We start from the raw sequence: 25,619 nt of genomic DNA, 5'->3' as shown, positions 1-25,619 counted from the left end.
CCCCCTTACTCTCTATTAATTTTTTCACCTCGCTTTTTCCATTTTATCACTTTTTGACAATACTTGCCTCTTTTTAGAAAATTTTGTACTCGAGTTAAAAAAACACATTTAATGCATACGTAATCTCTCTTTCAATTGTTTTACATAACGGGATCTTATAAGTAAGAAGTATACAACTTGAATACCTATGAAAATACTTAATACAACTGTATTTTCTTTAAACAATGAGTACTCAAACATTTGCCCTAACGCCGTTAAGGCTACTGCTCCATGTAATGTTGCAACACCAATTGGAACGAAGAATAAAAGGGCCAATCGAATTGTAACTACCTTCGATAATTCCCTACTTGTCAATCCAACTTTACGAATCATTTCGAACAAGCGAACATCATCCTCCAAATCGGAGAATAAACGGAAGTAAAGGAAACTTCCTGCGCAAACGAAAAATACTATACCAATAAAGAAACCTACAAATAAAATCGGTCCTGCAATTTGTAAACTTTGGTTTTGCTCGTACTCTTCCGCACTAAACGTTGAATATTCTTGATACGGTTTAATTTGATGCGTAAGCTCTTTACCAATTTCAATCTCATCTTTCGTTCTTTCAGTTTTATACATATAATCTTTTGTCTCTATAAACCCATCTTGTAATGAATCATATTGACTATTAGAGATTACATAAACATTTCCTCTTAATATTTTCCCCAATGAAGATGAAGTAACTTTTTTCACTTTTAAATTTTCATTCATATTAGGTAAAGTAATTTCTTTTCTTTCTTTCATCGTTGGCCCTGGTATATTAGCTGACAAAAATACAACTTCTTTATTTGCTACAGTATTAAATGGTTCTTCTGTTAACTTTGCATATTTCTTATAGTCTGATTCTTTTATAAAAATGGCGCTTCTTAACGACTGTTCCTCCGTTTTCTTTGTCGAAATATTAGTTTTTGAAGCTGCTATACTATGTTTCTTTAATCCTTTGTCAATCATTTGTATATGCTGTGATTCGTTACTATTCCCTTGCTTAGAATGGTAATGAAACGAAATCGGTCTCTCCATTATCCCTTTCGTCATGGATGCGAAGCCAACTAATGTCCCTATTGCGGAAAATGCTACAGTAGAAATAATGGTTACAATAAAGAACATTCTTGCGTTATCTCTCATGCGATACGCTAAATCTGATAACGTAATAATATTAGTCTGTGTCCAATAGAAACGTTTACTTTTTTTACATAATCGAATAATAAAGACACTCAGCTGCTTGTACAACAAATACGTCCCAATAATAACTACCGTTGTAACAGGAATCATCATAATAAATACCATTGCTCCATGTGATAGAAGAGCTCCTACATAGCCAGCACTAAGCAATACTACTGCTAATATGGAAGAAATGATTGATGCTTTCGGTTCCGGTTTCGCCTCTGCCGATCCTCTAAACAACTTCATAATCTTATTTTTACGAATCATTCCTGCACTAAACAATGATATGATCATAAATAAAATAAAAAACATAATACTCGTTACAACAATTGCTTTCATCGGTATGTAATAGGATAAGGAGATATCTAGTTTCAATATCATCGGAGCGAAAAATAGTAATACCCCTGAAAATAACATACCTGAAAGAATACCAAAAATAATTGCCCCTATTCCAATCATAATATTTTCAAAAAAGATTAGACGCTTTAATTGATATTTCGTCATACCTAACATCATTAAAATCCCTAGTTCACGCTTTCTCGTTTTTAAAAACATTCCCATCGAATATAAAATAAAGAAGAATGTAAATAAGTAAATAATAGACTGTGCAAAAGACATACTTACGAATACGTACTGACCTAATTCTCCTGCACTTAATGCCGGATGAAACGCAAAAAATGAATACACAAAAAAGGCCATAATTGCAAATGCACTACTCAAAAAATAGGCTGAGTATGTCCGTCTATTTCGGGTTACATTCCGATATGCTAGTTCTCTAATGTTCATATTACTTCTCCGCCCTTCTACTATCTATGTTTTTATATTAGTAAAGTGCGGAAATACCTTCCATCGATTCAAATGACAAAAACCTTACATTTTTGAAAGGTTTAAAAAAATTGCTTATACGTAGTACTTTATTTATAATGACTACATTCATATTCATACACACATCCTATTGTATATTCGTTAATTTTGCGAAATAATAAAGGATAGAAGTATGTACCATTATACATATAAACTTAATTACCGCTTTAATATGAATAGGAGGAAACATAATGACATTACAAGAACAGATTATGAAAGCATTACATGTTCAGCCTGTAATTGATCCAAAAATTGAAATTCGTAAACGAGTTGATTTCTTAAAGGATTATGTAAAAAAAACAGGTGCAAAAGGATTTGTACTTGGTATTAGCGGCGGACAAGACTCTACATTAGCAGGACGCTTAGCACAACTTGCAGTTGAAGAAATTCGTAACGAAGGTGGTAATGCAACGTTTATCGCCGTGCGTCTTCCTTATAAAGTACAAAAAGATGAAGATGATGCACAATTAGCATTACAATTCATTCAAGCAGATCAATCTGTTGCATTTGATATTGCTTCAACTGTTGATGCTTTTTCAAATCAATATGAAAACTTATTGGGTGAATCATTAACAGATTTCAATAAAGGTAACGTGAAAGCACGTATCCGTATGGTTACTCAATATGCAATTGGTGGACAAAAAGGGCTACTTGTTATCGGAACAGATCACGCTGCAGAAGCTGTAACAGGGTTCTTTACAAAATTCGGAGATGGTGGTGCAGATTTATTACCATTAACGGGATTAACGAAGCGTCAAGGACGTGCATTATTACAAGAGTTAGGTGCAGACGAGCGACTGTACTTAAAAATGCCAACAGCTGATTTATTAGATGAAAAACCAGGTCAAGCTGATGAAACAGAGTTAGGTATTACTTATGATCAATTAGATGATTATTTAGAAGGTAAAGCAGTTCCAGCTGACGTTGCAGAGAAAATTGAAAAACGTTACACAGTGAGTGAGCATAAAAGACAAGTACCAGCGTCAATGTTTGATGATTGGTGGAAATAAATGAAACATAAAAAAGAAGCTAATCTTCATTTAGCTTCTTTTTTATATGTTAACGATATACCCCTACTCTTTTCTCCAATAAATCTTGCAGGCAATCTTCATGTTGTTTACAAAATAACGGTGGCATGTCGTCTAACGGGAAAAACTTCAAATCCAACGTTTCATCACCATCTACTTTTTTGTCACCTCCAACTATTGAGAATGAAAAGAACATCACAATTGACTGGGCCTTGTCTCCATTTGGATATGATTGAAAATATTTTGTATACACTCCAATAAGCTCATTTATTTCTACATCATACCCGGTTTCTTCTTTTATTTCTCGGATTGCAGTTTCCGCAGCTGATTCTCCTATCTCCATTGCACCACCTGGAAATCCCCAAGCGTTAAAGTCTCCTCTTTTTTGCAGTAATACTTCTCCTTCTTTATTAAATACACAACCACCGGCAAAGTTTAAGAAAACATAATCATGTCCTACTTTTTCACGTAATTCTTTTATATAATTGGCCATTCTCTTTCCCCTTTTCATACCTCTTCTATCGCTATTTCTTATCTTTTTCAAGCAATTCAATGATTCGATCTAGCTTCTGGTTCATATTAATCACGTGGTGTTTCTTTGCAGCACTGCTTTGTAATACTCTTCTAATAAACAAAGTAAATGATATGAAAAACAAAACGATAAGTCCGATTACTAAACAAGTATATATCAATGTAAAAATATTACTTTCGAACAAGTTCATTCAGCATTCACATCCTCTCCTTTTTATTTTATCACATAATTCCCAAAATTTTAAAGTGATCGATAAATATAAAAAGAGCATCTTTTACAGATGCTCTTTCTCATTGCTTAATACGTAAATGTAATTGTCGCTAATGAATAACCCGCCAATGCACTGTAAGGCGCTACTTGATAAGACACACGCTTTGCACCTTTTGGCCAATTTATTTCATTTAATACTTTCTTTATATCTTGCATCGTCCCATCCATGGACTGCTTATATCGTACTTCTACTTTTTCTGGTTTAGCTGCAAACTGTTGCTGCAACTTTTGCTTAAATTCATTATAATTTTCTGCTCCGTATTCTGCAGATAAGTATTGTAAATTTGTTTCTTTTAACATCTGCTCATATACGACAGTTTTTGAGCTACCAGCTTTTATTTTATTTGTTAATTCACCAAAATAACTTGTAGTTGCCGCTGGATATTTGCTACGATCCCATTCATGATCTTTACTTAACTGTTCGTCAGACATATTAAAATATGAGTAAGTTGCACGCCCTGCTTTATCTGGTACTGGATCATCAAATGTAGTATCTAGGTGATACCATTTGTTTTCAATGTTCACTAAATTCCACGCGTGAGCTTGTCCGTTTCCTGTGCCTGTTACAATATGATTTTGAATACCTGCCTCTTTTAACAACTCATACGTCAATAATGTATATCCTTGGCAAACGGCAGAACGATTCGCTAATGCTTCATATGCTGTATACGCTTGATAAGACGTATCATAAGACACATGCTTAACAACGTAATCGTGAATAGCTTTTACTTTCTCATGCTCATCCATCCCTGGTTTTACAATTGATCCAACAATTGATTTCGCCTGAGCTTTTACATATTGAGTTTGTTCTTTTGATTCACGGTATTTTACTTGCAGTGTAAACGTATAGTCCCCTGGCATTCCTTTAATGGAATATCTAGTAGACGCTACATTATATTTTACATACTCATCAGCATCTACAATTTTATTAAACTCACCATACAATTGATCCATAATATTTCTAGCATTTCTATCTTTTGTTTTATATGTGATTGTAATATTTTCTTCTCGATTATCAATCTGTTTTTTTAATTCTTTTCTGAAATCATCTAATAACTTTACATCTGATTGTGCTGTCACTGTAGTCGGATTTGTAGCTGCATAAGATACAGATGACGCTTGTAAGCCTCCCATTACTATAGTTGAACAAAGTGCGGCAGCTGTCACATACTTACTTGTCTTTCCCATCTTGTCACTCCTTATATTCTATAACTATACGAAAAAGTATCGTATAGTTTCAGAGTATACAATACTTTTTCGTATAGGTCATATGAGATTATGCATATTAACTAATTCACATAAAAAGGTTGTTCTTTTAAAAAGAACAACCTTTTTTCATTAGCATGTTTGTAATACGCAGCATGTATTTTCAAAACGTTGATTTTTCAAATCTTCATTACTAATACAGAAATATAGCATCCCTAGTTCTCCCCAAACCATATTACAATTTTTATGATCTGAATCAATTTGGAATAAAAGAGTCATTTGCTGCGGGTCTACTCCCATATATTCTCCCGTCTCATATAACACTTCTTCTTGTACAGAGAATGGCTCACCAAACATTTGATGGTTATCGTAGTTATCCGGAATTAGCTCTTCAAGTAATTGCAAGAAACGATCTGAATCAGCCTCATCTTCAATGAAAAGTTCTGGTAATTTGTATGTCAGTTCAAAAGTAATTGCACACTGGTTATATTTCGCTTGTACTTCATTTCCTCTTCGTAATTGCTCTACAGGAACATCATAATAAAGTACACGCCCAGCCTCTGTTAGCTTCACATTTTCTTCAAAATAATTTTCAATGCAAAAGAAATACAGCATCCCCGTCTTAGGAAGATTGTGATCCATACCAACGTTTTGTAAATCACTTAAGTTAAATTGCGCGATAAATTGTAGTGGATTTCCTTTATGCTTTGGATATTCAAATAAAGCTGGTAAATCAGGAACTCCTCCCATTTTCGAACTACCTATCGCAACAGTTTCCTGCTGCTTTGGCACAACTTTTATACAAGGAAATACAGTATTAATAAGTTCCTCTTTCAAGTGTGTTAGTTCATATTTATCAATTAATACTTCAATTTTTTTATTCATAAATTCTCCTTACATTTACATACTTATTTATATCATAGTACAAAGATTATACTTCATTCTTTACAAAATCAACAAGCCTTCAAAAACGGGCTTATCCTTCGTACGCGAACAAGTTTAAAAAAGCATACTATACATTGTTCCTACAAACACGATAGTTCTTTAGTTCTTCCAGTACATTTTCCCCTCGTTCATTTTTATTTTTAATATAAGGAGGAATTCCACATGGGTTACGGATATAGTTGCGGCGGTTACGGTTACGGCGGTAGCTGTGGTGGTTGTGGTTACGGAGGTTTCGCTTTATTAATCGTTTTATTCATCCTTCTAATCATCATCGGAGCTAGCTGTTGGGGCGGCTTTGTAGGCTGCTAGTAAACTTAAAAACCATTGTAAAAAAGCACGTACAATACGTGCTTTTTTGCCATTTCCAAATCTTTTATTTGAAAGGAAGTATGTTTAATGAAGATTGATGGTGTTTTTGAAGGAGGCGGTGTGCGCGGTATTGCGCATGTTGGGGCAATTTGCGCGTTAGCCGAAAAAGGTTATGAATGGGAACGTGTAGCTGGAACATCAGCTGGTGCAATTATCGCGGCACTTTTAGCTGCAGGATATTCTTGTTCAGAGCTAAAAACCATTATAACTGATATCGATTATAACAAATTTACGAAGAAAACCTTTATTGACAAAATCCCCTTTATCGGAAAAGGACTAAGTGCATGGACTACTCTAGGTATATACTCTAATGTATTTATAGAAGAATGGATTGAAGAATTACTTCGAAAAAAAGGTGTTCATTTATTTACTGATTTACCGGATCTAAACAAACTCAAAATCATCGCTTCTGATATTAGTAATGGTAAAATGGTTGTCTTTCCTGACGACTTACCAAACTACGGATTTTTAAATTATCGCTTCTCTATCGCTAAAGCGGTAAGAATGAGTAGTACAATCCCCTTCTTCTTTGAACCCGTAAAATGGAGAACTCCAAAATGGAAGCAGCCTTGTTATATGGTTGACGGAGGAATTCTAAGTAATTATCCAATTTGGATCTTCGATTCACCTACCGCTCCTCGCTGGCCGACTTTCGGATTTCATTTTGTAAAAGATGAGATTCAAGCTGACCCTGCTCACTATAACGAGCCTATTTCCATGTTCAAAGGACTATTTAAAACAATGATGCAAGCTCATGATTTACGTCATTTAGATAAGGAATCAAAAGCAAGAACGATTACAATTCCAACAGGAACGATTACAAGTACTAATTTTGAACTGACGAAGGAAGAAAAAGACTGGCTTTACAATTCTGGTTATAACTCTGCTAATAAATTTTTACAAGCTTGGAACTTTAGGCAATATATTGATGAGTATAGAAAAGGAAATCAAGACCGAAAGACAAATCGATTTTTTCGTCAACTTGACTCATAATATTATTACTTTGCGTATAAATACGAGAACGTTTAACAACTTAATAGTAAATAAGCCTAGTAAATTCTTATATTACTAGACTTATTTACTTCCTATATAATCTCATACATTGTTTAAGGATACGTTAAGCCTTCGGCTTCTTCTGCAGTTATAACTATGTAACGATTTCCCGTTCTTAATCCTAACAGTTCTGCTTTTTCAATCGCCTCTTGCTTCGTCTCCGCATAAGCAGCTAAATATTTTTCTCCATTGATCATTTGGCAAATTACATATTGTTTCATTACTTTCTCCTCTTACTTTTTCATTAGTTGTGCAAGTTTTTTTATACCTATTTCAATTTCTTCTAACGTTGCGTATGAATACGATAGGCGCAAAAATTGATTTGCACTTCTATCATATAAAGTACCTGGGTTTAATAAAACCTTTTCTTGCAGAGCTTTATCAAATAAACTGCGATATGAAATGGGTACTTTTATATGTACCCATATATAAAACCCGCCTGTTGGTTCATGCCAAGTTGCTATTTCACGAAGATATTTATCTAACATTAGTAACATAAAATCTCTTCGTTTTTTCAATTCACTTCTTACAAATCGCAAATGCTCATCATATAGACCATTTGTAAACCACTCTGCTGCAATTTGCTGGGATATAGTGCTTGAACCATAATCTGTTTGCATCTTTATGTCTGACAATCTTTGAATTACTGGCTCAGGTCCAACAATCCATCCAATTCTTAAACCTGGACTAATTACTTTGGACATGCTTCCAATATGTAGTACGATTCCATTTTTATCATAGGCTTTTAAAGGTTTCGAACAAGGTGCATCAAACCATAAGTCTTGATACACTGCGTCCTCTATAATAGGTAATCCAATTTCATTACATATTTCCATCACTTCTATTCGTTTCTTCGCATTCATACTAAAGTTCGTTGGATTATGAAAAGACGGGATTGTATATAAAATAGAGGCATTAAATTGCTTCTTATATTTTGTAATATATGATGCATTTAAACCGTTCTCATCCATTGGTATTCCAATGAAACGCATTCCTGCGGATTGAAAAACATTAAGCGAATATAAATAGGATGGTTTTTCTAATAAGATGGATGCGCCTTTTGGAAGAAGCCCCATAGAGATAAGTTGCAGCGCTTGAATTGCTCCTGAAACAATTAATATAGAGTCAGGAGATACATATACACCATGCCCCTTTAAGTATTCGGAAATCTTTTCCCTTAAATAAAAATTTCCTTTTGGCTCTTCATACCCAAGCGTCACATTTGACTTTAAAAGCTTATTCATAATTTCTTTCATCTTTTTCTCAGGTAAGAGACTCGGCGCGAGCTCACCTGTTCCTAATCGAATTACATGTGGATAAAATTCAGCTTGATTAATCTCCTGAATAGCTGGGAGATTCGGATAATGAAGTCCTGTTTCTACATAAGACTGCCAATTAGGCGGGGGTGCGTAAGTTGAAACATTCTCATTATTATTTACAACAATTGTTCCTTTCCTGCCATTCCCTTCAATGTATCCCTTTGCAACTAGTTCATCGAAAGCCATTACAATTGTGCTTCGATTCACACCAAATGTATGGGCCAAATCTCTTTGTGAAGGTAATTTCGTTCCAACGGTCCATTCTCCATTAACGATCTTTTCTTTTATATACGTTTCTATTTGTTTATACAGCGGCGTCGCTAGAGACATATCCGGTTTCCAAACGAATCTTTCCATCATATCACCTTATATTCTTTTTGGTTGGTAACCTCCCCAACCATATGGATGGATACAAATTTTCATTTCTTCTATACAATATACACTATCATAATGAATTAAAATAGGAGGTAATATGATGAGTGAAGCAATTATTCATGGTATCATTCTTGCATTTGGACTTATCATTCCATTAGGTGTACAAAATGTTTTTGTCTTTAACCAAGGTGCGAGCCAACCAAACATTTGGAGGGCAGCCCCTGTAGTATTAACTGCCTCTATATGTGATACGTTACTCATATTGATTGCAGTGCAAGGTGTCTCCCTTGTACTCCTTACTTTTTCTTGGCTAACTAACTCATTATATATAATTGGATTTTTCTTTCTCCTATACATGGGCTTTGTTATTTGGAGAAGTAATCCTTCCAACGATGTAAAACAAGAAAAAAGTATGCCCTTAAAAAAGCAAATCCTTTTCGCAGCATCAGTTTCGTTATTAAATCCACATGCTATTTTAGACACAATCGGTGTAATTGGAACAAATTCTATTCAATACATAGGAAGTGAAAAATGGGCTTTCACACTTGCAACTATTATCGTTTCTTGGATTTGGTTTATAAGCTTAGCTTTAGCGGGGAAATTTCTAAAAAGACTAGACTCAACCGGAAAGACAATTTTATTATTAAATAAATTTTCTGGCCTCATCATATGGGGTGTCGCACTTTATATGTTAAAACAAGTTATTTATTCTTAATGAACGAAAGAGAATTGCATGTTTCTCAAAACATCATGCAATTCTCTTACAAATTATGAAGTAGGTTCCGGTTTCTGTTTTACCGCCTTTGCATCCTTTGCTGGTTTAATCCAAATGATTGCTATGGCAGCACCAATGGCAGCGAAAATACTTGTCAAATAAAACACTTCATGGTCCGCCCCTTTCATGAAAAAAGAATATAAAGGTGGTCCAGCTGCTACACCGATAAATCGCATTGAACTGTAAAATGACGTAACCGTTCCCCTTTGCTCCTTTTCAATTCCTTGTGTAATGAGGGCATCTAAACATGGGAGTGCCATACCAATCCCTATCCCCATAATAACGAGACAAAGAAGTAGTAAATAAATCCCTTTTATAAATAAAGGAATGATGACTGATGCAGCTGCCATTAAAAAACCAATATAAATACACTTCTTCATAACATTTTGATTATCTCCAATTTTTTTACCGGCCATATATGAACTAAGTGACAGTACAAGTAACGGAATAGCAAGCACACACCCTTTCCATATACCATGAATGTCATACTTTGATTCCAGTATAGTCGACAAATAAAAGAGAATTCCGAATAAAATAAGCATAATAATTGCACCTAATGCAAAAATGGCAATTAACCATCTTCCTTTTTCTCGAAACGTAGACAGAATAGATTTTATAAACTCTTTAAGTGGTGGGACTTCTCCTTCTTGTTTCTTTGCCTTTACTAGAACAAGTAATAAAACAATTGATACTACGCATAAAATTGGAATCGCCCAAAATGGTAAGAACCATACAACGGCAGCAAGAGCAGACCCTAAAATAGGGCTCAGTACTTTCCCAAATGTATTGGATGTTTCTATGATTCCTAAACCTGTACTAACTTGTTTTTCGTCTTTGTATAAATCACCAACACACGGTATAACAACTGGCATTGCACCAGCAGCACCAATACCTTGAATCGCTCTACCAATCAATATCCAATTGTAGGGATTATCAACTTTCCAAGATACCCAACCAGTTATCGCTCCTCCTATAGCTGCAATCAGCAAACTCGGAACCATTACCATCTTTCGTCCCCATCTATCTGATAAATAACCAGCAATCGGTATAAGTAGAATAGCTACGATAGAGTAAATTGTAATAATCATGGATACTTGAAACGATGAAATATGTAATTTCTTTTCAATAGTCGGCAGAATTGGGATGAGCATTGAATTCCCTAATGTCATAACAAGTGGAACTGATGCAAGCGCAATTAAACAACAGTTTTCTTTTTTTAACATGTTGGCTTCGAAACCTTTCATCATATATTTCTTACCATATAATAGCCCCGCTGGAACGTAACTTTTCATTCCACCAGGGCTATTACATCTTTACTACTTCCCATTCACAACAAAAGAAATTGGGGAAATTATAGTATTATTCCTATTCTTTGAATCCAGTTCACAATATATCCATACCAATTAATTGAAAAAAAAAGAAAGGAAGAATCCTTCCTTTCTCCTATAACCTTCTACAATTAGCGAGTATATCCGCCACCAAGTTGTTGTTCTGCCATCGCTACAAGGCGTTTTGTAATTTCACCGCCTACAGAACCGTTTGCACGTGAAGAAGTATCAGCGCCAAGTTGTACACCAAACTCTTGTGCAATTTCATATTTCATTTGATCTAAAGCTGCTTGTGCTCCATGTGATGCTAATTGATTAGAATTACGATTTCTAGCCATTACCAATCACCTCCTTATTTATATATAAATTGTGTTAAATTCAAATTAAAATACATGGAAATTTTTGGTTATTTTTTACCATAAAAAAAGAGCCTCTAAAACGAGACTCTCACATCATTTCACATTACGAAGTTACTACTTCTAATTTTCTATTTATTAATACTTTCATTTCTTCTTTTAATATCTCTTTTGAATTATGTCCAAACCATTCTAAGGAAGCAAAAAGATCCGTACCTCTCACTTCCTGAATAATCTCATCATAATTTACAATACCTTCAAATAACGGAACCATACCAATACGACTTCCTGCTGCAGCATATACATTGTTAGGTTCAAACACATGCAAATAATCCGCTGAAGATATATTCTTAAAATGGTAATGTAGTGTCCACGGCTTTAATCGATGGAAACTGTCTATTGGATCTGCGCCAGACTCCCATATATGAAGAAAATCAAGATTTATTTTTAAATTCGGATGATTTACTTCTTCTAATAGTTCTATAGTAGAAGGCAATGTGTCCGTTAGTGTATTGGGATGTGTTTCTAACAGCACATACATATTGTGCTGAGCAAACACATCACAAATCTTACGTATTCGCTTCACATACTCTTTTCTCTCTTGTTCCGAGAAGTCCTTGCTCCCTTTTTGCCCAGCAAACGTGCGAATTTTATTCGTATTAAACCAATTAGCTAGTACTACAAGTTGTTCACTTTTCTCTATCGTTTTTTCAAAATCTGCTGATAATGATATATCTAAGTAATCACTTATCATCGTAATTTCTAAGTTTTTATCCTTTAGAAAAGTCAATTCTCGTTCTGTCGTTTCGCGTTCTTGTATATACAAATTTTGTGCATGAGTCCCCCACAATTCAATTCCTTCAAAACCGTTTTCATATGCAAATTGAACAATATCAGTAAATGAAATTAATTGATGACGAAATGAAATGGTACATAGCGAATATTTCATAGCATTAAACTCCCCTATCTTAAATTCAGTTAGCTTATTAAAAAGTTGCGACAGACTGATTTGTTTTCATACCTTTCCATGATAGAAACTGTCTCTCTAATTCCTTCTTAATTTGCAGTTCAATTGCATTCATTTCATCCAGTTTTTCAATAATCGATACTAGCATACCTTTATTATTCGTCATTGCCATTTTAATTGCACGATACTGTACATTTGTAAATCCTTGTACAATATCCTCTACCCGATTACACCAATAATCAAATTCTTGCTCCGAATATTGCAACGTTTCACGGAAGTATGCAAAGGCATGCTCATAACTATATTTACGAATTGCAAGTACTGGTATTTGTTTTACTGCTGCTACAAGTCCAGAAAGCGCATATCCTTCTTCCTCATTTGCCATTTTTACAATTAAATTTTTCAGCTCCATAGTCAGTTCATTGTCGTTCTTTTTGAATGTTTTTGTGAAATAACTAGCTACTGTTTCTTGCGTTGGCTCCCCAATTCCTTCTATATCAATAAAATACCCTCCACCAAATGGGTTATCTTGAATAGAGTGAAGTACTTTTTCTCTTTCCATATTTCCTTCCCAACGAAAATCAGGATCTAGCATGAACCACTCTTCTTCTTTCTCTGTTTTTGATATCATTAAATAATGTGGAAACGGTTTTTGATGAAATTTATTTTCCCTCTCTGGTAATAGAGACATATCAACCATTACAATGACATAACGATTTTCCGGCTTGTTTTCTACTAATTCTAAAAACGTTTCTACATTGCTATCTTTATCTTTTGCATGATCATACCATTCGTTTACTTTAATACCGTACAATTTTTCAAACCAAAGTAAATAATGATCATGGTTAATGTTTTCAGAGTGATATGAAATAATTCCGCCTTCTGTTATATCAAAATCTCCATCCCATAGTCCAAAATAAAATGGACGAAAATCAATGTCGCTACGCCTTTTTATAATTTCACAAAAACAACTCACTAAACAGTGCACTTTAATTGAAGTCATACTCTCATCCACTTTCCTAAAGGTTAGTTATTCACATTTACTTCTTGTAACTCCTCCATAAAATCAAGCAAAGATCCTACAGTAAGAAATGCCTTTGGATCTACCTCATCCTCTGGAACGCATAGCTTTACATCCATTTCTATGTATACAATAAGCTGTAACATCATTACCGAATCTATATATAAATCTTGATTTAAGCGCATCGTTTCTTCTAAATGCGTTACATTTTTCAGTTCCATTTTTTCAATCATAATTTTTAACACGGCATTCTTTAACGCTTCCCGTCTCATGTTGTAACCTCTCCCATCTCTAGTAACTTTCTACTTACTTTTCCAGTTTTATTTTTAGGAATTTCATTTACACTTTCAATTTCATGGGGAACTTTATAAGAAGGTAAGTGCTGAATACACCATTCTCTTATTTGTACTGGATCAACATGAGAGATCACTTTCGCTTTAACTATTTCGCCCATGACAGGATGTTTCCCTCGATATACAATTGCCTCTTGAACACCTTCCAATCGAAGCATCGTTTCTTCTACCTCTATAGGAAAGACTTTTAATCCCGAAACATTAATTACATCGTCCATACGCCCCATAAAATGAATGCCACGCTCAGATTTATACCCTAAATCTTTCGTGAAGATTTCCTTATCATTCATTTTCACGACGATTTCTTCCGGTGCATTTTCATCTGAACCTATGCTTATACTCGCATGAGGTAGAGGGTTTCCTAAATCTAAATGGCTCTTCATATCATGACATATACTAATACAACCTGCTTCAGAACAACCGTATTGCTGCATCATATATGTTGTCATTTCTTTTAGTTTATAAAATAGTGCTTCTGGCAAAGGCGATCCTGATGTCATAATTTTATGAAACTGGAACGTTCCTAATGGAAAACTCCCCATAATGTGTAACATAAGTGGTACTGCATACATAATATGTTTTTCTGTATTGCGAACTATATTTAATGCGAATTTAGGATTTTTATTCGTAATGATTACAGGCTGGCTCCCCCTCGTAATTGCTGATAAAGTACCACATATTAGTCCGTATGAATGTGAAACAGGAGCCATAACGATTGGCACTTCATCTACTTCACAGTTTAAAGCTTCATTATAAGCGGTAATTTCCGTATCAACTTCCGTCCATGCTCTACGAATTAGTTTCGGTTCCCCTGTAGTTCCAGAACTATATTGCAGTAAAGAAGGCTCTTCTAGTAAAAAGTTCCCTACTTCTAATTTTGTACAATCGCCATATTCTCCATATAAAATTCCTACACAATTTGCACGCTTTGCCATTTCAATAGCTGTTTCTTTTGGTGTATCTTCATGTATAAGTAATACTGATGATTTCTTTTCTTTTAAGAAAAACACAATCGTAATAATATCGAATGGATCTTTCAGACAAAGTGCAAATCTATTTCCTTCTGCTTCTTTAAATTGTTCCATTTCCTCATAAACTTGTAATCTCGATTCAAAATCACTTTTGCTATACTCTTGTTTATTAACGATTAGCATAATTTCCCCCTGTAACAGCTGATTTTTGTTTCATAAGTTGTCTTACTCTATACAATGGATTTGGAACTTCATGAACAAGCGATTCCAGATCCATATATAATCGACGTTTCGTTAATTGTTCAGCATAGAATGTAGGTGCATATAATTGAATATTTTCAAATCTACCTTTCAAATGTGGATATATTCTTAAATGATTTTCAATTTCTTCAACAACCATCATCCAAAAATGTTCTTCTTTCAATCCATATTCATCCGCAAGTACGAATGCTAATTCTCCTAAATTAAACAGGAATAGTGCATCTAACACCATCTCTTGCAAACATTCAATGCGATCCATTTCAAAGAAATCATTCATTTTTCCATTCGCATATGTTTTATGCATTTTAGTAAAGTCGGGACATTTGTCAACCGTTTTCAAATATGGACGATAAAACTCAAGCCCTTCATGAAAATCCTTTAACGCAATACGAACAGGCACCCCTTCTTTATGGACTAGAATCATATTTTGTCCATGTGATTCCAGTGCGATGCCATGCTCTACAACAAGATGTATAACTGGTATTATCGCTTTTTGAATAAGTAATTGTAGCCAATCCTTCATTCCATATTTATTCAACCACGCATCAATAATTGGTGTACCATTTTTCTCTTTAGCGTATAAACCATTAAAAGGAATTGCATCTTCTTGTGCATCTAAATACTTATGAATGCTTTCGCGCCAAATACATCCTAATGAACCATATATAGCTTTCTTATTCGTGTCATACGTTACACTGGAAAACTCATTTAACAAGATTAAACGTGCTTCATCCATTAAATAGGCGTCATTACTTACAACATCATTTAACCAATTTGATATTGCTGGTGCACTCACAACAGAGTATGGTTTCAGCGTACGAAGTGTTGAAGTGTTGAGTAAATTCATCGATAATTTAACGTACGGTTTCTTTGGACTCGTAATATTTCTTAATGTTCTCATTGACTGTTGCGCGCAATAATCGTCCTCAGATGTTCCTAAATAAATAATAAATTTCCCCTGTATATGATCCGCATAATTTGAAATGATGAAATTCACCCACTGCCATGGGTGAACAGGTATAAACACGTACTGTTTTGGATTACATCCCTTATTACGAATTCGTTCCATAAACTCTTCTAATTTACGATCGCCAATCTCCTCTTTTAAAAGGTTGTTATACATCACTTCATTCTCATAACCTACAGTCGCATAATTCTTATGCGCTGCAATCCATATGAGTTTTATTGGCTGCATAAATTCATAACCATATTGAAAATTGTCACGATATTGAAATCCAACACGTGCTTTATAACTAGGATGATATGGATGGCCGTCTATTAAATGGCTTTCAAACTCATCGTAAGATTTTTGAGTATATTCTCTCTTATTATTTCTTTCATATTGTGCAATCGTGTCTTTAAATATTGTTTGTTCTAATTCGTGTATAAAAGAATCTAATTTAGCTTGTTCTACACTAGTAACCCGAAAAACTTCTTCTAGAAATTGCGAGACAGATTGTATTTCTTGCTGTTCATCTTGAACTCTTACTATTAATGAGTCTAACGAAATACGTCCAAATGTCATCCGTTCCCTGCCATAGCATTTGTACGTGACACTTTTGCCTTCTTCATCAAGTCCTTGTATTAGAAAAAGAAGTTGTTCTTCTTTTTCTATGCGAACCGGTGTAATAATCCCCTCATAAATTAACGATTCTACTAATTGACGTAGCACTCTTCTTCGTACTGAAATGTAATCTTCTGATTCGAGCGCCTTCAATACTTTCGTATGATACATGTCCACTCTCATAAAACCCTCCACCTTATGACAAAATACCATTATTTGTATTACGTGAAATTTTAACGTTATTTATGAACGAACAGCCACTTCTCTAACGAGTGGATTATGTACTTGCACATAAATAGCTTGCTCCAATGGATTACTTAACTCATCGACATCGAAAAATCTCGTTAGTAAATTTGCTTTACACGCTAACTTATCTTCGTCCAATAATTCTCTTAAAAATGTAGAAGGTTCCCGGTTATATGGAAGGAATGATTCAAGTACAGACCTTAATTCCGAGAGAAGAATTTCCTCCTTAATTAATCCTGCTGTGCCAAAACCATTAATGAGGCCAAACATATGATTGAAAATTAAGTAGTAACGAAATCTCTCATCCACAATATAGTCGTCATATAAATTTCCAGTACGTTCTCCAATACCAGCTAATTCATTATTAAGCATCTCTTTCATTGAATTACAGAAATAAAATCCTTGATTATCACGGAAATAATATTTGACCGGATAACCATCTTTTAGCTGAACAACGCTATTTTGCTGATGAGCTTCTAATGCAACACCATACTGTAAATACATCCATACCATTGGCTTTAAAGAAATATTCATATATCGTCTAAACCACTCTAAGCTTACTTCTTCACAGCTTTTACTTTCTAAATCTGCTAGGCGATGAATAATATTCGATAACCGCGTACGCTCCCCAGGTATAGCGTCTTGAACTAGCCCAGCAATTAATGTTGCGTCGTTTGCATGTTCGCTATAAAAAGGATTCTCACGAATAATCACTTCAAATCCAGATTCTTGTGTTCCATAATTTAATGTAATAAAGGCTGGATCACAAATAAAATCAAATCCTGGAAATCTTTCTCGTACTTCACCAATAGCCGTATTTAACATTTCCTTCCCTTCAAGACCACTCTCAAGTTCTTTCAGTTTATTAATACGCATTGAATTCGTTACTTTCACCGGAAATGAAAACTTAAGCATATACTTCGAATTGGGATGATATAGCGTCCTTAGTGATGATGTTGCCATATAATACTTACCTACAGGACCAATATACTCAAGCAATTCTTGAATTATCCAATCTTGTACGTAAGCTTGATGCAAGAGCCATTCTGCCTGAAGCGGATGAATTGGAATTAATGCATATTGATCTTCCTTACAGTACTTCGCTATAAATTCCTTACTAACCATCTCATCATTACTTAATTCTTCTTTTATAATCGTTGTTGTAGAATCTGATAATAATGATTTTTCATTTACTATACTTTTATGTGCCCGAAAATAATGAAGCTGACATTCCCCTTTTAATTCTGGAGAATACATTGCACTTTTCCAATCCAATATCCCCTGTCTACTCTTTGGTGTAGGATGAGTTAAATGCCCAAATAATAAAGACTGCTCCGCTTCTATAAAAGTTGTATGGAAACCGTATAATGCGGATGTATCTTCTATTCTCTCTTTTGTAAATTCCTCAATATTTTGACAACTACGGATAACTCGAAGCATAAGTTCCGCAGGATTCGTTCCTTCTCCGTAGTTGATCGACATCTCTTTTATTAAAAACGTAATAACTGTAACGTAATCTGCTGTAATAACAGAATTACTATCTCCAATTTGATAATAAAATTGTTCTCCAAACAAATGGCGATCTGTTGGTGATTTATATATAACTTCTCCATACAAAGTAACGTTCTGTGCCGATAGCCGACAACATAAATATGTGGGGACTGTATCTCTATTCAACGTATTACTGAAGATACTTTTCATTCTTTCATCCTCTGTAATCCATTCTCCACTCCCTGTTTCTCTTAAATAACAGTTTAAAAAGCTTTGTAATGTTGCATGTTCTGCGATTTGTTTCGCAAGCTGCATGTTGGTCCTCCTCTTTATATTAAAGCTATCGAAATTTTATATAATAAACGATAATTGAATGTCGTTATCAATTATGATTCTAATTGATAATAATATTCAATTCAAGAGTATATTTCAGAATTTTTTTATCTGATTTAATTTTCCTTGTTTTCCCCCTTTTCTTTAATCTAGTTAAAAATACACAAAAAAAATACTCAGCTTCAAACTACATACTTACTATTTTTCATTAGTAATCTATCCAAAATGGTTAAACAAAAGAGGTATACCTTAATTGGTATACCTCTTTCAAACATAAAGTTTACATAATAATATTATTTATATCTCTCCAGCAATATGCTGTCTCTTCTACCTGTAATCGCTCTAAAAATTTTGTATCAATTTTTTCTGGGTTAAATTTTTCATAAAACTTTTTAGAAGGATTATTCGTAACAACCCAAACTAAAAGTGATTGCATATCATTCTTTACACATTCTGATAGTAACGCTTGAAATAACTTTTGTCCTATTTTCATTCCTTGATACTGTTGTAAAAGGTAGATTGCATATAATTCTCCATCACAATTATATGTACCAGTTCTTTCTACTCCCCCATCGATGAATCCAACTATTTCTCCATTTAAATTCTCTGCTACAAATCTAAATTGATAATTACCTTCTTTTTGAAAAATATCTTCCCATTGTTTTTCTCGTTTCTCATATGCTATATTATCTAGAATTTCGTCAGCAAATATCCCTTTATACGCTGTTTTCCAACTATCGACATGCACCTTTGCTATACCTTGTATATCATCCTTTATTGCTCTTCTAATATGTATTCCCATCATTTCTCCCCCTCGTTACTCATCATTATATCAATTTCATTCCTTAAAAATCCAAATAAAAAAGAGTGAATTCACTTCACTCTTTTTTATCACAATTATCTACTTTCCACTTCAACTGAAACTACTCGATCAATCTCTTTCAGGGAACTATATAACTCTGTTGTATATAAATCTTCTGGAGCTAAAATAACCATCTCCAGTTGCTGAAATGCTCCACTATCTATATCTTTAATTTTCACGCGTTTCACATGCATGCCTAAATTTTTAATTTGCTTAAATATACCATCTAACTCATGATGCTCTTTAACAGTAATTTTTATAGATAAATCCTTTTGTCTTAATGAATACGGTCCTGCAATTTTCACAAGTTGTGGAAGTACATTAATCGCTAAAATAATTAAAACCATAGCAACTGTCGCTTGTAAATAAAATCCTGCACCAATTGCGATTCCTAAAGCTGAAGCAGCCCACACCATAGAAGCTGTTGTTAATCCAGAAATAACGTCATTACTTCTTCGTAAAATGACACCTGCGCCAAGAAAACCAATTCCACTAACAATTTGAGCGGCCAGTCGCATCGGATCCATATTTGTATGTCCTGGAACAGAATATACATGCACAGATTCAATTGAAACCATCGTAATTAAACAACTTGCTACAGAAATAACCATACTTGTTTTCACACCAAGTGGTTTATTCTTTAGCTGCCTATCTATCCCGATGAATAATCCTAAAAAGAGTGCTAAACCTAATTTGAGTAAAAATTCATATGACATATTCCCATTCTCCTTACTTTACAATGTTTCCCTTAGAATAACTCACTATAACTCTTTTATGATATCAATTCCAGTCTTTTCTATTCATTTAACGTAAAAAACCGAAAAAACATTTATAACGATGTTTCTCCGGCTTTTTATTACACTTTAGATTCTTCTTTATTTCTGATCTTTAATCTTAATTTCTGCATCTTTGTAGAATGCTAATTTACTGTCATTATACTCTTTTGTAAATTTGTTAAACTGCTCTTTCGACTTTTGTGCTTCCACATTTAATTCATTAACAGTTTTAACTTTTTCACCGATTTCTTTTAATTTCGTTTCTTTTACTTTTAATTTTTCATACAGTTCTTTTTCAGTCGCTAACACTTTCGTGTAATTTTCATTCATCTTTTGGAATGCATCATAACGATTCTTATACGACTCTTCTACTGCTTTTGCTTGTTTTTGTAACTTTTTATCTTCAAGCTTCTCTATATTTCCTTGTACAGATTTTGTTTCTTTCTGAGCTTTTTCTAGCATTTCTTTTTCATTTTTCAATACTTTTTCACGATCATCTACATTTGCAGTAGCTTGCTCTAGTTTCTTCACAACTGCTTCATTATGATCTTTGCCTTCTTGCAAAATTTGAGAATATAATTCTTGGCCTTGTTTCTCTAACTGCTCTAATTTTTTTGCTTCATCCACTAAAGATTTTTCTTGTGTTGCTGCTGTTTCAAAAGCTGTATATAGATTTTCTTCTGGCTTTTCACCGAAACAACCTGTTAAAAGTCCTACTGATAATGCTCCAACTACTGCTACTTTTCCATACTTCAACGTTCATTCCTCCATTACATACGGTTATCATGCCAGAAGTTCACTGGGAAGTGACTTTCTTCATGATAAGCTTCGAACTCATAACCTTTTTCTTTTAGCCCTTTTAAAATTGCTGGCACAGCAGCAACTGATTGCGGGTGAATATCATGCATTAAAATTACTTCTTGTGGTTTTGTTGCGTTTGTTAATACATTTTGAGCAATTTGTGCTGCAGCTGCATCAACTGGCATTTTATTGTATCTCCAATCTAATGAATCAATTGTCCAATCCCATACTTTAAATCCGCCTTCTACCACTTTATTTCGAAGACCTTCATTTAATCCAGGCATCGAACCATATGGAGGACGTGTTAATTTAGGTGATTTCCCAATAATATTAGCGATTAAACCTTGATCTTCTTTCATCTCATTTACATACTCGCCATTTTTATATAACTTTGCGAAATTATGTGTCATACTATGCATGCCTACATAATGACCCTCAGCATTTTCACGTTTCACTAAATCAGGAAATTCTTTTACATTCGCTCCAATTAAAAAGAACGTCGCCTTCGCATCATGTTGTTTTAGCGTATTTAATAATTCAGCCGTATATTTCCCTGGCCCATCGTCAAATGTAAGATAAGCAACTTTTCTTTCTTTTCCATTAAAACGACTTGGTGCCGTTTTATTCATTTCAACTTTCGGCTGTTCACTTGCAAGCTGCACTACATTTTCTTGTTTCGCAACAGCTTTTGCTGGTGAAGTAATTGATTGAAACATGTAATACCCAATAGCTACTGCGGCAATCGCTATTAAAACGACTACTATTTGTTTAATTTTTAAAGCTTTTTCCATTCTATCGAATTCCTCTCCCTATTAATCTTATATATAAATCGCCCAATATAATTATACATCTATTTATTTTTATTTCACCATATAAATAGATTTTATTTGTATTATAATGGGAGTTTTATCAAAATTGTTGTTCCTATTCCTTCTTTGCTTGTAACACTAAGCACACCACCATGAAGCTCTACCATTTTTTTAACGATAGCTAAACCAATACCTGCCCCTGCAGCATGATTATTAATTTGGTAAAATGATTGCTCAATATATGGTAAATGTTCTTTAGCAATTCCAATCCCTTCGTCTCTTACCTTAATCACTGCTTGTCCTTCTATTTTAGTCGCTTCAATGTGTATTGTACTTTTTTTATGTGAATACTTAATTGCATTTTGAACAATATTCAAGAAAACTTGCTTTAGCCTATTTCGATCTCCCATCAATTCAATTCGTTCTATAGTAGTAATAAATTGAATTTCCTTCTCTTCCGATTTAGGAGTTAATTGCCAAATCGTCTCCTCTAGTATATCGTACAATTGCACCTTTTGTTTATATAAATTAAAATGATTTGATTGTAATCTTGAAAAATCTAGCAATTCTTCTACTAAATGAATCAATCTATCTGTCTCACCTGAAATAATGCCCATACCTTGCTTTATTTCTTCTTCTGTTAAATGATCTACTGTTTTTAACGTCTCACTCCAACCTTTAATTCCTGTTAAAGGCGTTCGTATTTCGTGCGAAATAGAAGCAATGAATTCATTTTTCATCTGCTCAGCCTTATCTATTTTATAGGCCATATAATTTAAACTATGTGCCAATTCACCTAATTCTCCAGGATAATCTTCTTTAATTTTTTGCTTTAATGTGCCTTCTGCAATTTGTGAAGAGGCTTGAATAATGGATTCAATTGGCTCAACAAATGAATTTGCCAAACGTCTACTAATTAAGAAGGCGACTCCCGAAATAACAATACCTACAGAAATAGTAAACATAATAATTTCAATAATCTTTTTATTTACATTTGTTAAAACAGTCGTATATTTTAAAACACCAATAGTTTGTCCTTGATGTATAAGTGGGCTTAGCACCTCTAGTTGTTTTTTATTACCTTTCGTAGTAACTTGATTATACATTTCACCTTCTAATAATGATTGTGGAATATTCACTTTACCTTCTACCTTTTCACCACTTGAAGATTGTATAACCGAGCCGTGACGATCAATTAACTGTAATTCTGTTCCTTCTAATTGAAAGCTACTAATTATGTCACCACTATATTCTTGTAATCGAATAAAGTATAGTGAATTGTATTCTGAAAAAAAACGTGTACTCGTTTTCGCATGAGACTCTATATATTGCACAATACCATTATAATAGTATCGATAAATTGAGACTGAAAATACAACTTCAAATAATACAAGCATAAGTGTAATGACCGTCATAAAATATAAAGTCACTTTCCGTTTCATCTCATACTTTCCTTCCACACATATCCTTTTCCCCACACCGTAAGAATAAATTCAGGTTCTGATGGATTACATTCTATCTTTTGACGTAACCGTCTCATATTTACATCTACTACTTTCGTCTCACCTACGTAATTGGTTCCCCAAATCATATTTAAAATTTCATCACGCGAAACTGGCTTTGAAGCCTGATTCATTAAATACTGTAATATCATATACTCTGTAGGTGTTAAATCGACTAATTGTCCATCTTTATACAATCTTTCTTCTATAATATTTAACGAAAATGGACCTGACGTAACAATATTCGTTTTTTCTTCATGTACTTCTATTCTTCTTAATAAAGACTGTATACGTGCAGTTAATACTACTGGACTAAACGGTTTTGCAATATAATCATCTGCACCTATTCCTAGTCCTTGCACCTTATCTTCATCTTGTACACGTGCGGTTAACATAATAATACCCATTTTTTTATTTTCTTTCCTGATAGCCTTACAAACTTCTAAACCATCAATCCCCGGTAACATTACATCCAGCAGTGCTATATCAACAGTTTGTTCACTCAAAATCTGTAACGCTTCTTCTCCAGTAGTAGCTTCTATTACATAAAATCCAGCACGTTTTAAATTTAAAACAATAAAGCTACGGATCGTTAATTCATCTTCTAAAACTAAAATTTTTGACATAATTCCCACCTCCTACTCTTGTTGATAATCCGCTAGCGGTTTTATATATGCTTTCACTTTTTCAAATTCCGATTGCTTCGGTACTGCATATACGTGAGAAGCCGTTTTAATTGCTGCGCTGTAGCCTTTTATATTGAACCATTCTTTCCGCTTAAAAATATGAACTTCAAGCCATATTTTATTTGTTCTTGTATCCAAAAACTTTTGAGAATTTGATTCTTTTTGCTGATCTGGTATTGTAATTTTCCCTATTAACTCTTTAGGAATTTTCACATAATACCCTTTTTCTATATCTATATATCGTTCTTCAATTGGTTTAATTCCAGATTCACTCCACTGTATGTAACGTTCAAAAAGTGGACTATCACCATGTGATTTATCCTCCCAACCTTTTGGACGTACAGTACGAACAAATTCAATAATGCCGTCTTCATTAACATCTTTACTTTCTACAACATATTCATTAAATAAATCTTCTTTCCCACCTATAGGTAATACTTCATAATGATCCTGATCAAATTTTGCTACATAAGTTATACCTGAATGAGCCCCTGTTCCCGCATCGATTACAACTGCCTTTAATGATTTAGAAATACGGCCCATTTGTATTCTTTGAATACTATTTATATACGGATCAAATGTAACCTCTGACAATACCTTAAACTTTTCAATGAACTGAACCTTCAACTGTTCATCTTTCATATACGAAACAAGGCTTATGTCTTTAAAACCATTTTTGTTTAAATCATCTATAAATAACTTTGTATACTTCTGTCTATAAAATTCCTTTATATCGTCACTCTCATCGGAAAAAACATACATTGTGTTTTCTAACAAATCACGATTGGTAGTTATTCCTATCAATAGTTCCCTTTTCCCACTCCCTGTGAAATCTCCTACCTCAACAATATCTACTTCTTCCCCATCAAATGTATAGGTTGACTTCATATTCCATCCATTATTTTTCTTCTCATATACGGCTAAATATATATGATAATCTTCATTAGGTATTTTATATACGATGACAGCTTCTTTTTTATTATCTCGTTCGAAATTCATTGACCATGTCGTCTGTTTATCTCTATTAGACATTGGAGTAAGTAAGCGATAATTAACAGGTAAATCTTTATCAATTTGTTCCTTTAATTCATTAATCCATTTTTCATTTGTAGGAGCTTCCATTAGACTTGTTGGAGCTTCAGACATTTTACATCCAGTCAATATAAAGATAATTCCCATCATGCTTAACCATTTCTGCATATGATATCTTTCCTTACCACAAATTTTGAATATGTCCTTTTACTTTTTTACCTATCCATTATACTCATACATATGAGTATAATTTTTCTAAACTAAAAAATCGTTACAGAAAAGTTACAAATACATTCCAAAAAAAAAGATTGGCAAAAGCCA

At 33.8% G+C, this 25,619-nt stretch carries 26 protein-coding genes; 4 read left to right on the top strand and 22 right to left on the bottom strand.

Features of this window, described 5'->3' with window-relative positions; translation table 11 throughout:
- Nucleotides 1–108: 108 nt before the first annotated feature.
- Nucleotides 109–1,989, bottom strand: coding sequence for an ABC transporter permease (locus NST86_RS09785; RefSeq protein WP_137074238.1), 1,881 nt, complete (start codon nt 1,987–1,989; stop codon nt 109–111).
- Nucleotides 1,990–2,258: 269 nt separating this feature from the next.
- Between NST86_RS09785 and nadE the strand changes: the two genes are divergently transcribed.
- The gene (gene nadE, locus NST86_RS09780; protein ID WP_000174891.1) at nt 2,259–3,077 is read left to right on the top strand and encodes an ammonia-dependent NAD(+) synthetase; all 819 of its coding nucleotides are present in this window, start codon (nt 2,259–2,261) and stop codon (nt 3,075–3,077) included.
- 49 nt (nt 3,078–3,126) lie between these two features.
- Here nadE and NST86_RS09775 read toward each other — a convergent pair whose 3' ends face one another.
- The 4 genes from NST86_RS09775 to NST86_RS09760 form a co-directional block, all read right to left on the bottom strand.
- Nucleotides 3,127–3,588, bottom strand: a complete 462-nt coding sequence (locus NST86_RS09775) for an NUDIX hydrolase (RefSeq protein WP_000024999.1) — start codon at nt 3,586–3,588, stop codon at nt 3,127–3,129.
- Nucleotides 3,589–3,619: 31 nt separating this feature from the next.
- Complete coding sequence (locus tag NST86_RS09770) at nt 3,620–3,817, bottom strand: DUF4083 domain-containing protein (protein ID WP_001048102.1); 198 nt, start codon at nt 3,815–3,817, stop codon at nt 3,620–3,622.
- Nucleotides 3,818–3,924: 107 nt separating this feature from the next.
- Nucleotides 3,925–5,085: a transglutaminase domain-containing protein gene (locus NST86_RS09765; protein WP_000520859.1), complete on the bottom strand. Its 1,161-nt coding sequence runs from the start codon at nt 5,083–5,085 to the stop codon at nt 3,925–3,927.
- A 150-nt stretch (nt 5,086–5,235) separates the two neighbouring features.
- Nucleotides 5,236–5,988: a YwqG family protein gene (locus NST86_RS09760; protein WP_001034836.1), complete on the bottom strand. Its 753-nt coding sequence runs from the start codon at nt 5,986–5,988 to the stop codon at nt 5,236–5,238.
- A gap of 222 nt (nt 5,989–6,210) precedes the next feature.
- Between NST86_RS09760 and NST86_RS09755 the strand changes: the two genes are divergently transcribed.
- A complete protein-coding gene (locus NST86_RS09755) occupies nt 6,211–6,357 on the top strand; it encodes a YjcZ family sporulation protein (protein WP_000540425.1) in 147 nt (48 codons plus the stop codon).
- An 87-nt stretch (nt 6,358–6,444) separates the two neighbouring features.
- Nucleotides 6,445–7,410, top strand: a complete 966-nt coding sequence (locus NST86_RS09750; protein ID WP_000686789.1) for a patatin-like phospholipase family protein — start codon at nt 6,445–6,447, stop codon at nt 7,408–7,410.
- Nucleotides 7,411–7,523: 113 nt separating this feature from the next.
- Here NST86_RS09750 and NST86_RS09745 read toward each other — a convergent pair whose 3' ends face one another.
- Nucleotides 7,524–7,691, bottom strand: a complete 168-nt coding sequence (locus NST86_RS09745; protein ID WP_000816389.1) for a DUF3933 family protein — start codon at nt 7,689–7,691, stop codon at nt 7,524–7,526.
- Between the two features lie 12 nt (nt 7,692–7,703).
- On the bottom strand, nt 7,704–9,146 hold the full coding sequence (locus NST86_RS09740) for an aminotransferase-like domain-containing protein (protein WP_000439397.1): 1,443 nt from the start codon (nt 9,144–9,146) through the stop codon (nt 7,704–7,706).
- Nucleotides 9,147–9,264: 118 nt separating this feature from the next.
- Here NST86_RS09740 and NST86_RS09735 point away from each other — a divergent pair, with 118 nt between their 5' ends.
- Complete coding sequence (locus tag NST86_RS09735; RefSeq protein WP_001287303.1) at nt 9,265–9,879, top strand: LysE/ArgO family amino acid transporter; 615 nt, start codon at nt 9,265–9,267, stop codon at nt 9,877–9,879.
- A 53-nt stretch (nt 9,880–9,932) separates the two neighbouring features.
- Here NST86_RS09735 and NST86_RS09730 read toward each other — a convergent pair whose 3' ends face one another.
- From NST86_RS09730 to NST86_RS09660, 15 genes are all read right to left on the bottom strand, one after another.
- Complete coding sequence (locus tag NST86_RS09730; RefSeq protein ID WP_033693874.1) at nt 9,933–11,162, bottom strand: MFS transporter; 1,230 nt, start codon at nt 11,160–11,162, stop codon at nt 9,933–9,935.
- 236 nt (nt 11,163–11,398) lie between these two features.
- The gene (locus NST86_RS09725) at nt 11,399–11,605 is read right to left on the bottom strand and encodes an alpha/beta-type small acid-soluble spore protein (RefSeq protein ID WP_000113545.1); all 207 of its coding nucleotides are present in this window, start codon (nt 11,603–11,605) and stop codon (nt 11,399–11,401) included.
- A gap of 124 nt (nt 11,606–11,729) precedes the next feature.
- The gene (locus NST86_RS09720; protein WP_000877672.1) at nt 11,730–12,572 is read right to left on the bottom strand and encodes a sugar phosphate isomerase/epimerase family protein; all 843 of its coding nucleotides are present in this window, start codon (nt 12,570–12,572) and stop codon (nt 11,730–11,732) included.
- A 37-nt stretch (nt 12,573–12,609) separates the two neighbouring features.
- Entirely contained in the window at nt 12,610–13,593 is a 984-nt protein-coding gene (locus tag NST86_RS09715) for a DUF6005 family protein (protein WP_016117633.1), read from the bottom strand.
- Nucleotides 13,594–13,616: 23 nt separating this feature from the next.
- Nucleotides 13,617–13,883 carry a petrobactin biosynthesis protein AsbD gene (asbD, locus tag NST86_RS09710; RefSeq protein WP_086409199.1) on the bottom strand — a complete coding sequence of 89 codons (267 nt, stop codon included), beginning with the start codon at nt 13,881–13,883 and terminating at the stop codon, nt 13,617–13,619.
- On the bottom strand, nt 13,880–15,118 hold the full coding sequence (locus NST86_RS09705) for an AMP-binding protein (protein WP_227593127.1): 1,239 nt from the start codon (nt 15,116–15,118) through the stop codon (nt 13,880–13,882). The genes asbD and NST86_RS09705 overlap by 4 nt, the downstream gene beginning before the upstream one ends.
- On the bottom strand, nt 15,105–16,943 hold the full coding sequence (locus tag NST86_RS09700; protein ID WP_001261836.1) for an IucA/IucC family protein: 1,839 nt from the start codon (nt 16,941–16,943) through the stop codon (nt 15,105–15,107). The genes NST86_RS09705 and NST86_RS09700 overlap by 14 nt, the downstream gene beginning before the upstream one ends.
- 60 nt (nt 16,944–17,003) lie before the next feature.
- On the bottom strand, nt 17,004–18,812 hold the full coding sequence (locus NST86_RS09695) for an IucA/IucC family protein (RefSeq protein ID WP_044584366.1): 1,809 nt from the start codon (nt 18,810–18,812) through the stop codon (nt 17,004–17,006).
- Nucleotides 18,813–19,110: 298 nt separating this feature from the next.
- Nucleotides 19,111–19,635, bottom strand: coding sequence for a GNAT family N-acetyltransferase (locus NST86_RS09690; protein ID WP_033693846.1), 525 nt, complete (start codon nt 19,633–19,635; stop codon nt 19,111–19,113).
- 92 nt (nt 19,636–19,727) lie between these two features.
- Entirely contained in the window at nt 19,728–20,408 is a 681-nt protein-coding gene (locus NST86_RS09685) for an MgtC/SapB family protein (protein ID WP_000119510.1), read from the bottom strand.
- A 159-nt stretch (nt 20,409–20,567) separates the two neighbouring features.
- A complete protein-coding gene (locus tag NST86_RS09680) occupies nt 20,568–21,224 on the bottom strand; it encodes a YkyA family protein (RefSeq protein WP_000873574.1) in 657 nt (218 codons plus the stop codon).
- A gap of 14 nt (nt 21,225–21,238) precedes the next feature.
- Nucleotides 21,239–22,060 (bottom strand): peptidoglycan-N-acetylglucosamine deacetylase, encoded by an 822-nt coding sequence (locus NST86_RS09675; protein ID WP_000409484.1) that lies wholly within the window; start codon nt 22,058–22,060, stop codon nt 21,239–21,241.
- A gap of 101 nt (nt 22,061–22,161) precedes the next feature.
- Complete coding sequence (locus NST86_RS09670; RefSeq protein ID WP_033693845.1) at nt 22,162–23,520, bottom strand: sensor histidine kinase; 1,359 nt, start codon at nt 23,518–23,520, stop codon at nt 22,162–22,164.
- Nucleotides 23,517–24,206: a response regulator transcription factor gene (locus NST86_RS09665; RefSeq protein WP_000036071.1), complete on the bottom strand. Its 690-nt coding sequence runs from the start codon at nt 24,204–24,206 to the stop codon at nt 23,517–23,519. Before NST86_RS09665 ends, NST86_RS09670 begins: the two co-directional genes overlap by 4 nt.
- A 12-nt stretch (nt 24,207–24,218) precedes the next feature.
- Nucleotides 24,219–25,466: a hypothetical protein gene (locus tag NST86_RS09660; protein WP_001174876.1), complete on the bottom strand. Its 1,248-nt coding sequence runs from the start codon at nt 25,464–25,466 to the stop codon at nt 24,219–24,221.
- Between the last annotated feature and the right edge of the window lie 153 nt (nt 25,467–25,619).

Origin of the sequence: Bacillus sp. FSL L8-0199 (genome assembly GCF_038005705.1) — a bacterium.
GTDB classification, from domain to species: domain Bacteria; phylum Bacillota; class Bacilli; order Bacillales; family Bacillaceae_G; genus Bacillus_A; species Bacillus_A cereus.
This window is presented reverse-complemented; position numbering and strand designations above follow the sequence as displayed.

Excerpts from the sequence above, each read along its gene's own strand:
- NST86_RS09770 (WP_001048102.1), bottom strand. The coding sequence starts at position 3,817 with ATGAACTTGTTCGAAAGTAATATTTTTACATTGATATATACTTGTTTA.
- NST86_RS09745 (WP_000816389.1), bottom strand. The coding sequence starts at position 7,691 with ATGAAACAATATGTAATTTGCCAAATGATCAATGGAGAAAAATATTTA.
- NST86_RS09765 (WP_000520859.1), bottom strand. The coding sequence starts at position 5,085 with ATGGGAAAGACAAGTAAGTATGTGACAGCTGCCGCACTTTGTTCAACT.
- NST86_RS09715 (WP_016117633.1), bottom strand. The coding sequence starts at position 13,593 with ATGACTTCAATTAAAGTGCACTGTTTAGTGAGTTGTTTTTGTGAAATT.
- NST86_RS09735 (WP_001287303.1), top strand. The coding sequence starts at position 9,265 with ATGAGTGAAGCAATTATTCATGGTATCATTCTTGCATTTGGACTTATC.
- NST86_RS09785 (WP_137074238.1), bottom strand. The coding sequence starts at position 1,989 with ATGAACATTAGAGAACTAGCATATCGGAATGTAACCCGAAATAGACGG.
- NST86_RS09760 (WP_001034836.1), bottom strand. The coding sequence starts at position 5,988 with ATGAATAAAAAAATTGAAGTATTAATTGATAAATATGAACTAACACAC.
- NST86_RS09695 (WP_044584366.1), bottom strand. The coding sequence starts at position 18,812 with ATGCAGCTTGCGAAACAAATCGCAGAACATGCAACATTACAAAGCTTT.
- nadE (WP_000174891.1), top strand. The coding sequence starts at position 2,259 with ATGACATTACAAGAACAGATTATGAAAGCATTACATGTTCAGCCTGTA.
- NST86_RS09725 (WP_000113545.1), bottom strand. The coding sequence starts at position 11,605 with ATGGCTAGAAATCGTAATTCTAATCAATTAGCATCACATGGAGCACAA.
- NST86_RS09720 (WP_000877672.1), bottom strand. The coding sequence starts at position 12,572 with ATGAAATATTCGCTATGTACCATTTCATTTCGTCATCAATTAATTTCA.
- NST86_RS09675 (WP_000409484.1), bottom strand. The coding sequence starts at position 22,060 with ATGGAAAAAGCTTTAAAAATTAAACAAATAGTAGTCGTTTTAATAGCG.
- asbD (WP_086409199.1), bottom strand. The coding sequence starts at position 13,883 with ATGAGACGGGAAGCGTTAAAGAATGCCGTGTTAAAAATTATGATTGAA.
- NST86_RS09690 (WP_033693846.1), bottom strand. The coding sequence starts at position 19,635 with ATGATGGGAATACATATTAGAAGAGCAATAAAGGATGATATACAAGGT.
- NST86_RS09665 (WP_000036071.1), bottom strand. The coding sequence starts at position 24,206 with ATGTCAAAAATTTTAGTTTTAGAAGATGAATTAACGATCCGTAGCTTT.
- NST86_RS09740 (WP_000439397.1), bottom strand. The coding sequence starts at position 9,146 with ATGGAAAGATTCGTTTGGAAACCGGATATGTCTCTAGCGACGCCGCTG.
- NST86_RS09755 (WP_000540425.1), top strand. The coding sequence starts at position 6,211 with ATGGGTTACGGATATAGTTGCGGCGGTTACGGTTACGGCGGTAGCTGT.
- NST86_RS09660 (WP_001174876.1), bottom strand. The coding sequence starts at position 25,466 with ATGCAGAAATGGTTAAGCATGATGGGAATTATCTTTATATTGACTGGA.
- NST86_RS09700 (WP_001261836.1), bottom strand. The coding sequence starts at position 16,943 with ATGAGAGTGGACATGTATCATACGAAAGTATTGAAGGCGCTCGAATCA.
- NST86_RS09750 (WP_000686789.1), top strand. The coding sequence starts at position 6,445 with ATGAAGATTGATGGTGTTTTTGAAGGAGGCGGTGTGCGCGGTATTGCG.
- NST86_RS09775 (WP_000024999.1), bottom strand. The coding sequence starts at position 3,588 with ATGGCCAATTATATAAAAGAATTACGTGAAAAAGTAGGACATGATTAT.
- NST86_RS09670 (WP_033693845.1), bottom strand. The coding sequence starts at position 23,520 with ATGAAACGGAAAGTGACTTTATATTTTATGACGGTCATTACACTTATG.
- NST86_RS09730 (WP_033693874.1), bottom strand. The coding sequence starts at position 11,162 with ATGTTAAAAAAAGAAAACTGTTGTTTAATTGCGCTTGCATCAGTTCCA.
- NST86_RS09705 (WP_227593127.1), bottom strand. The coding sequence starts at position 15,118 with ATGCTAATCGTTAATAAACAAGAGTATAGCAAAAGTGATTTTGAATCG.
- NST86_RS09685 (WP_000119510.1), bottom strand. The coding sequence starts at position 20,408 with ATGTCATATGAATTTTTACTCAAATTAGGTTTAGCACTCTTTTTAGGA.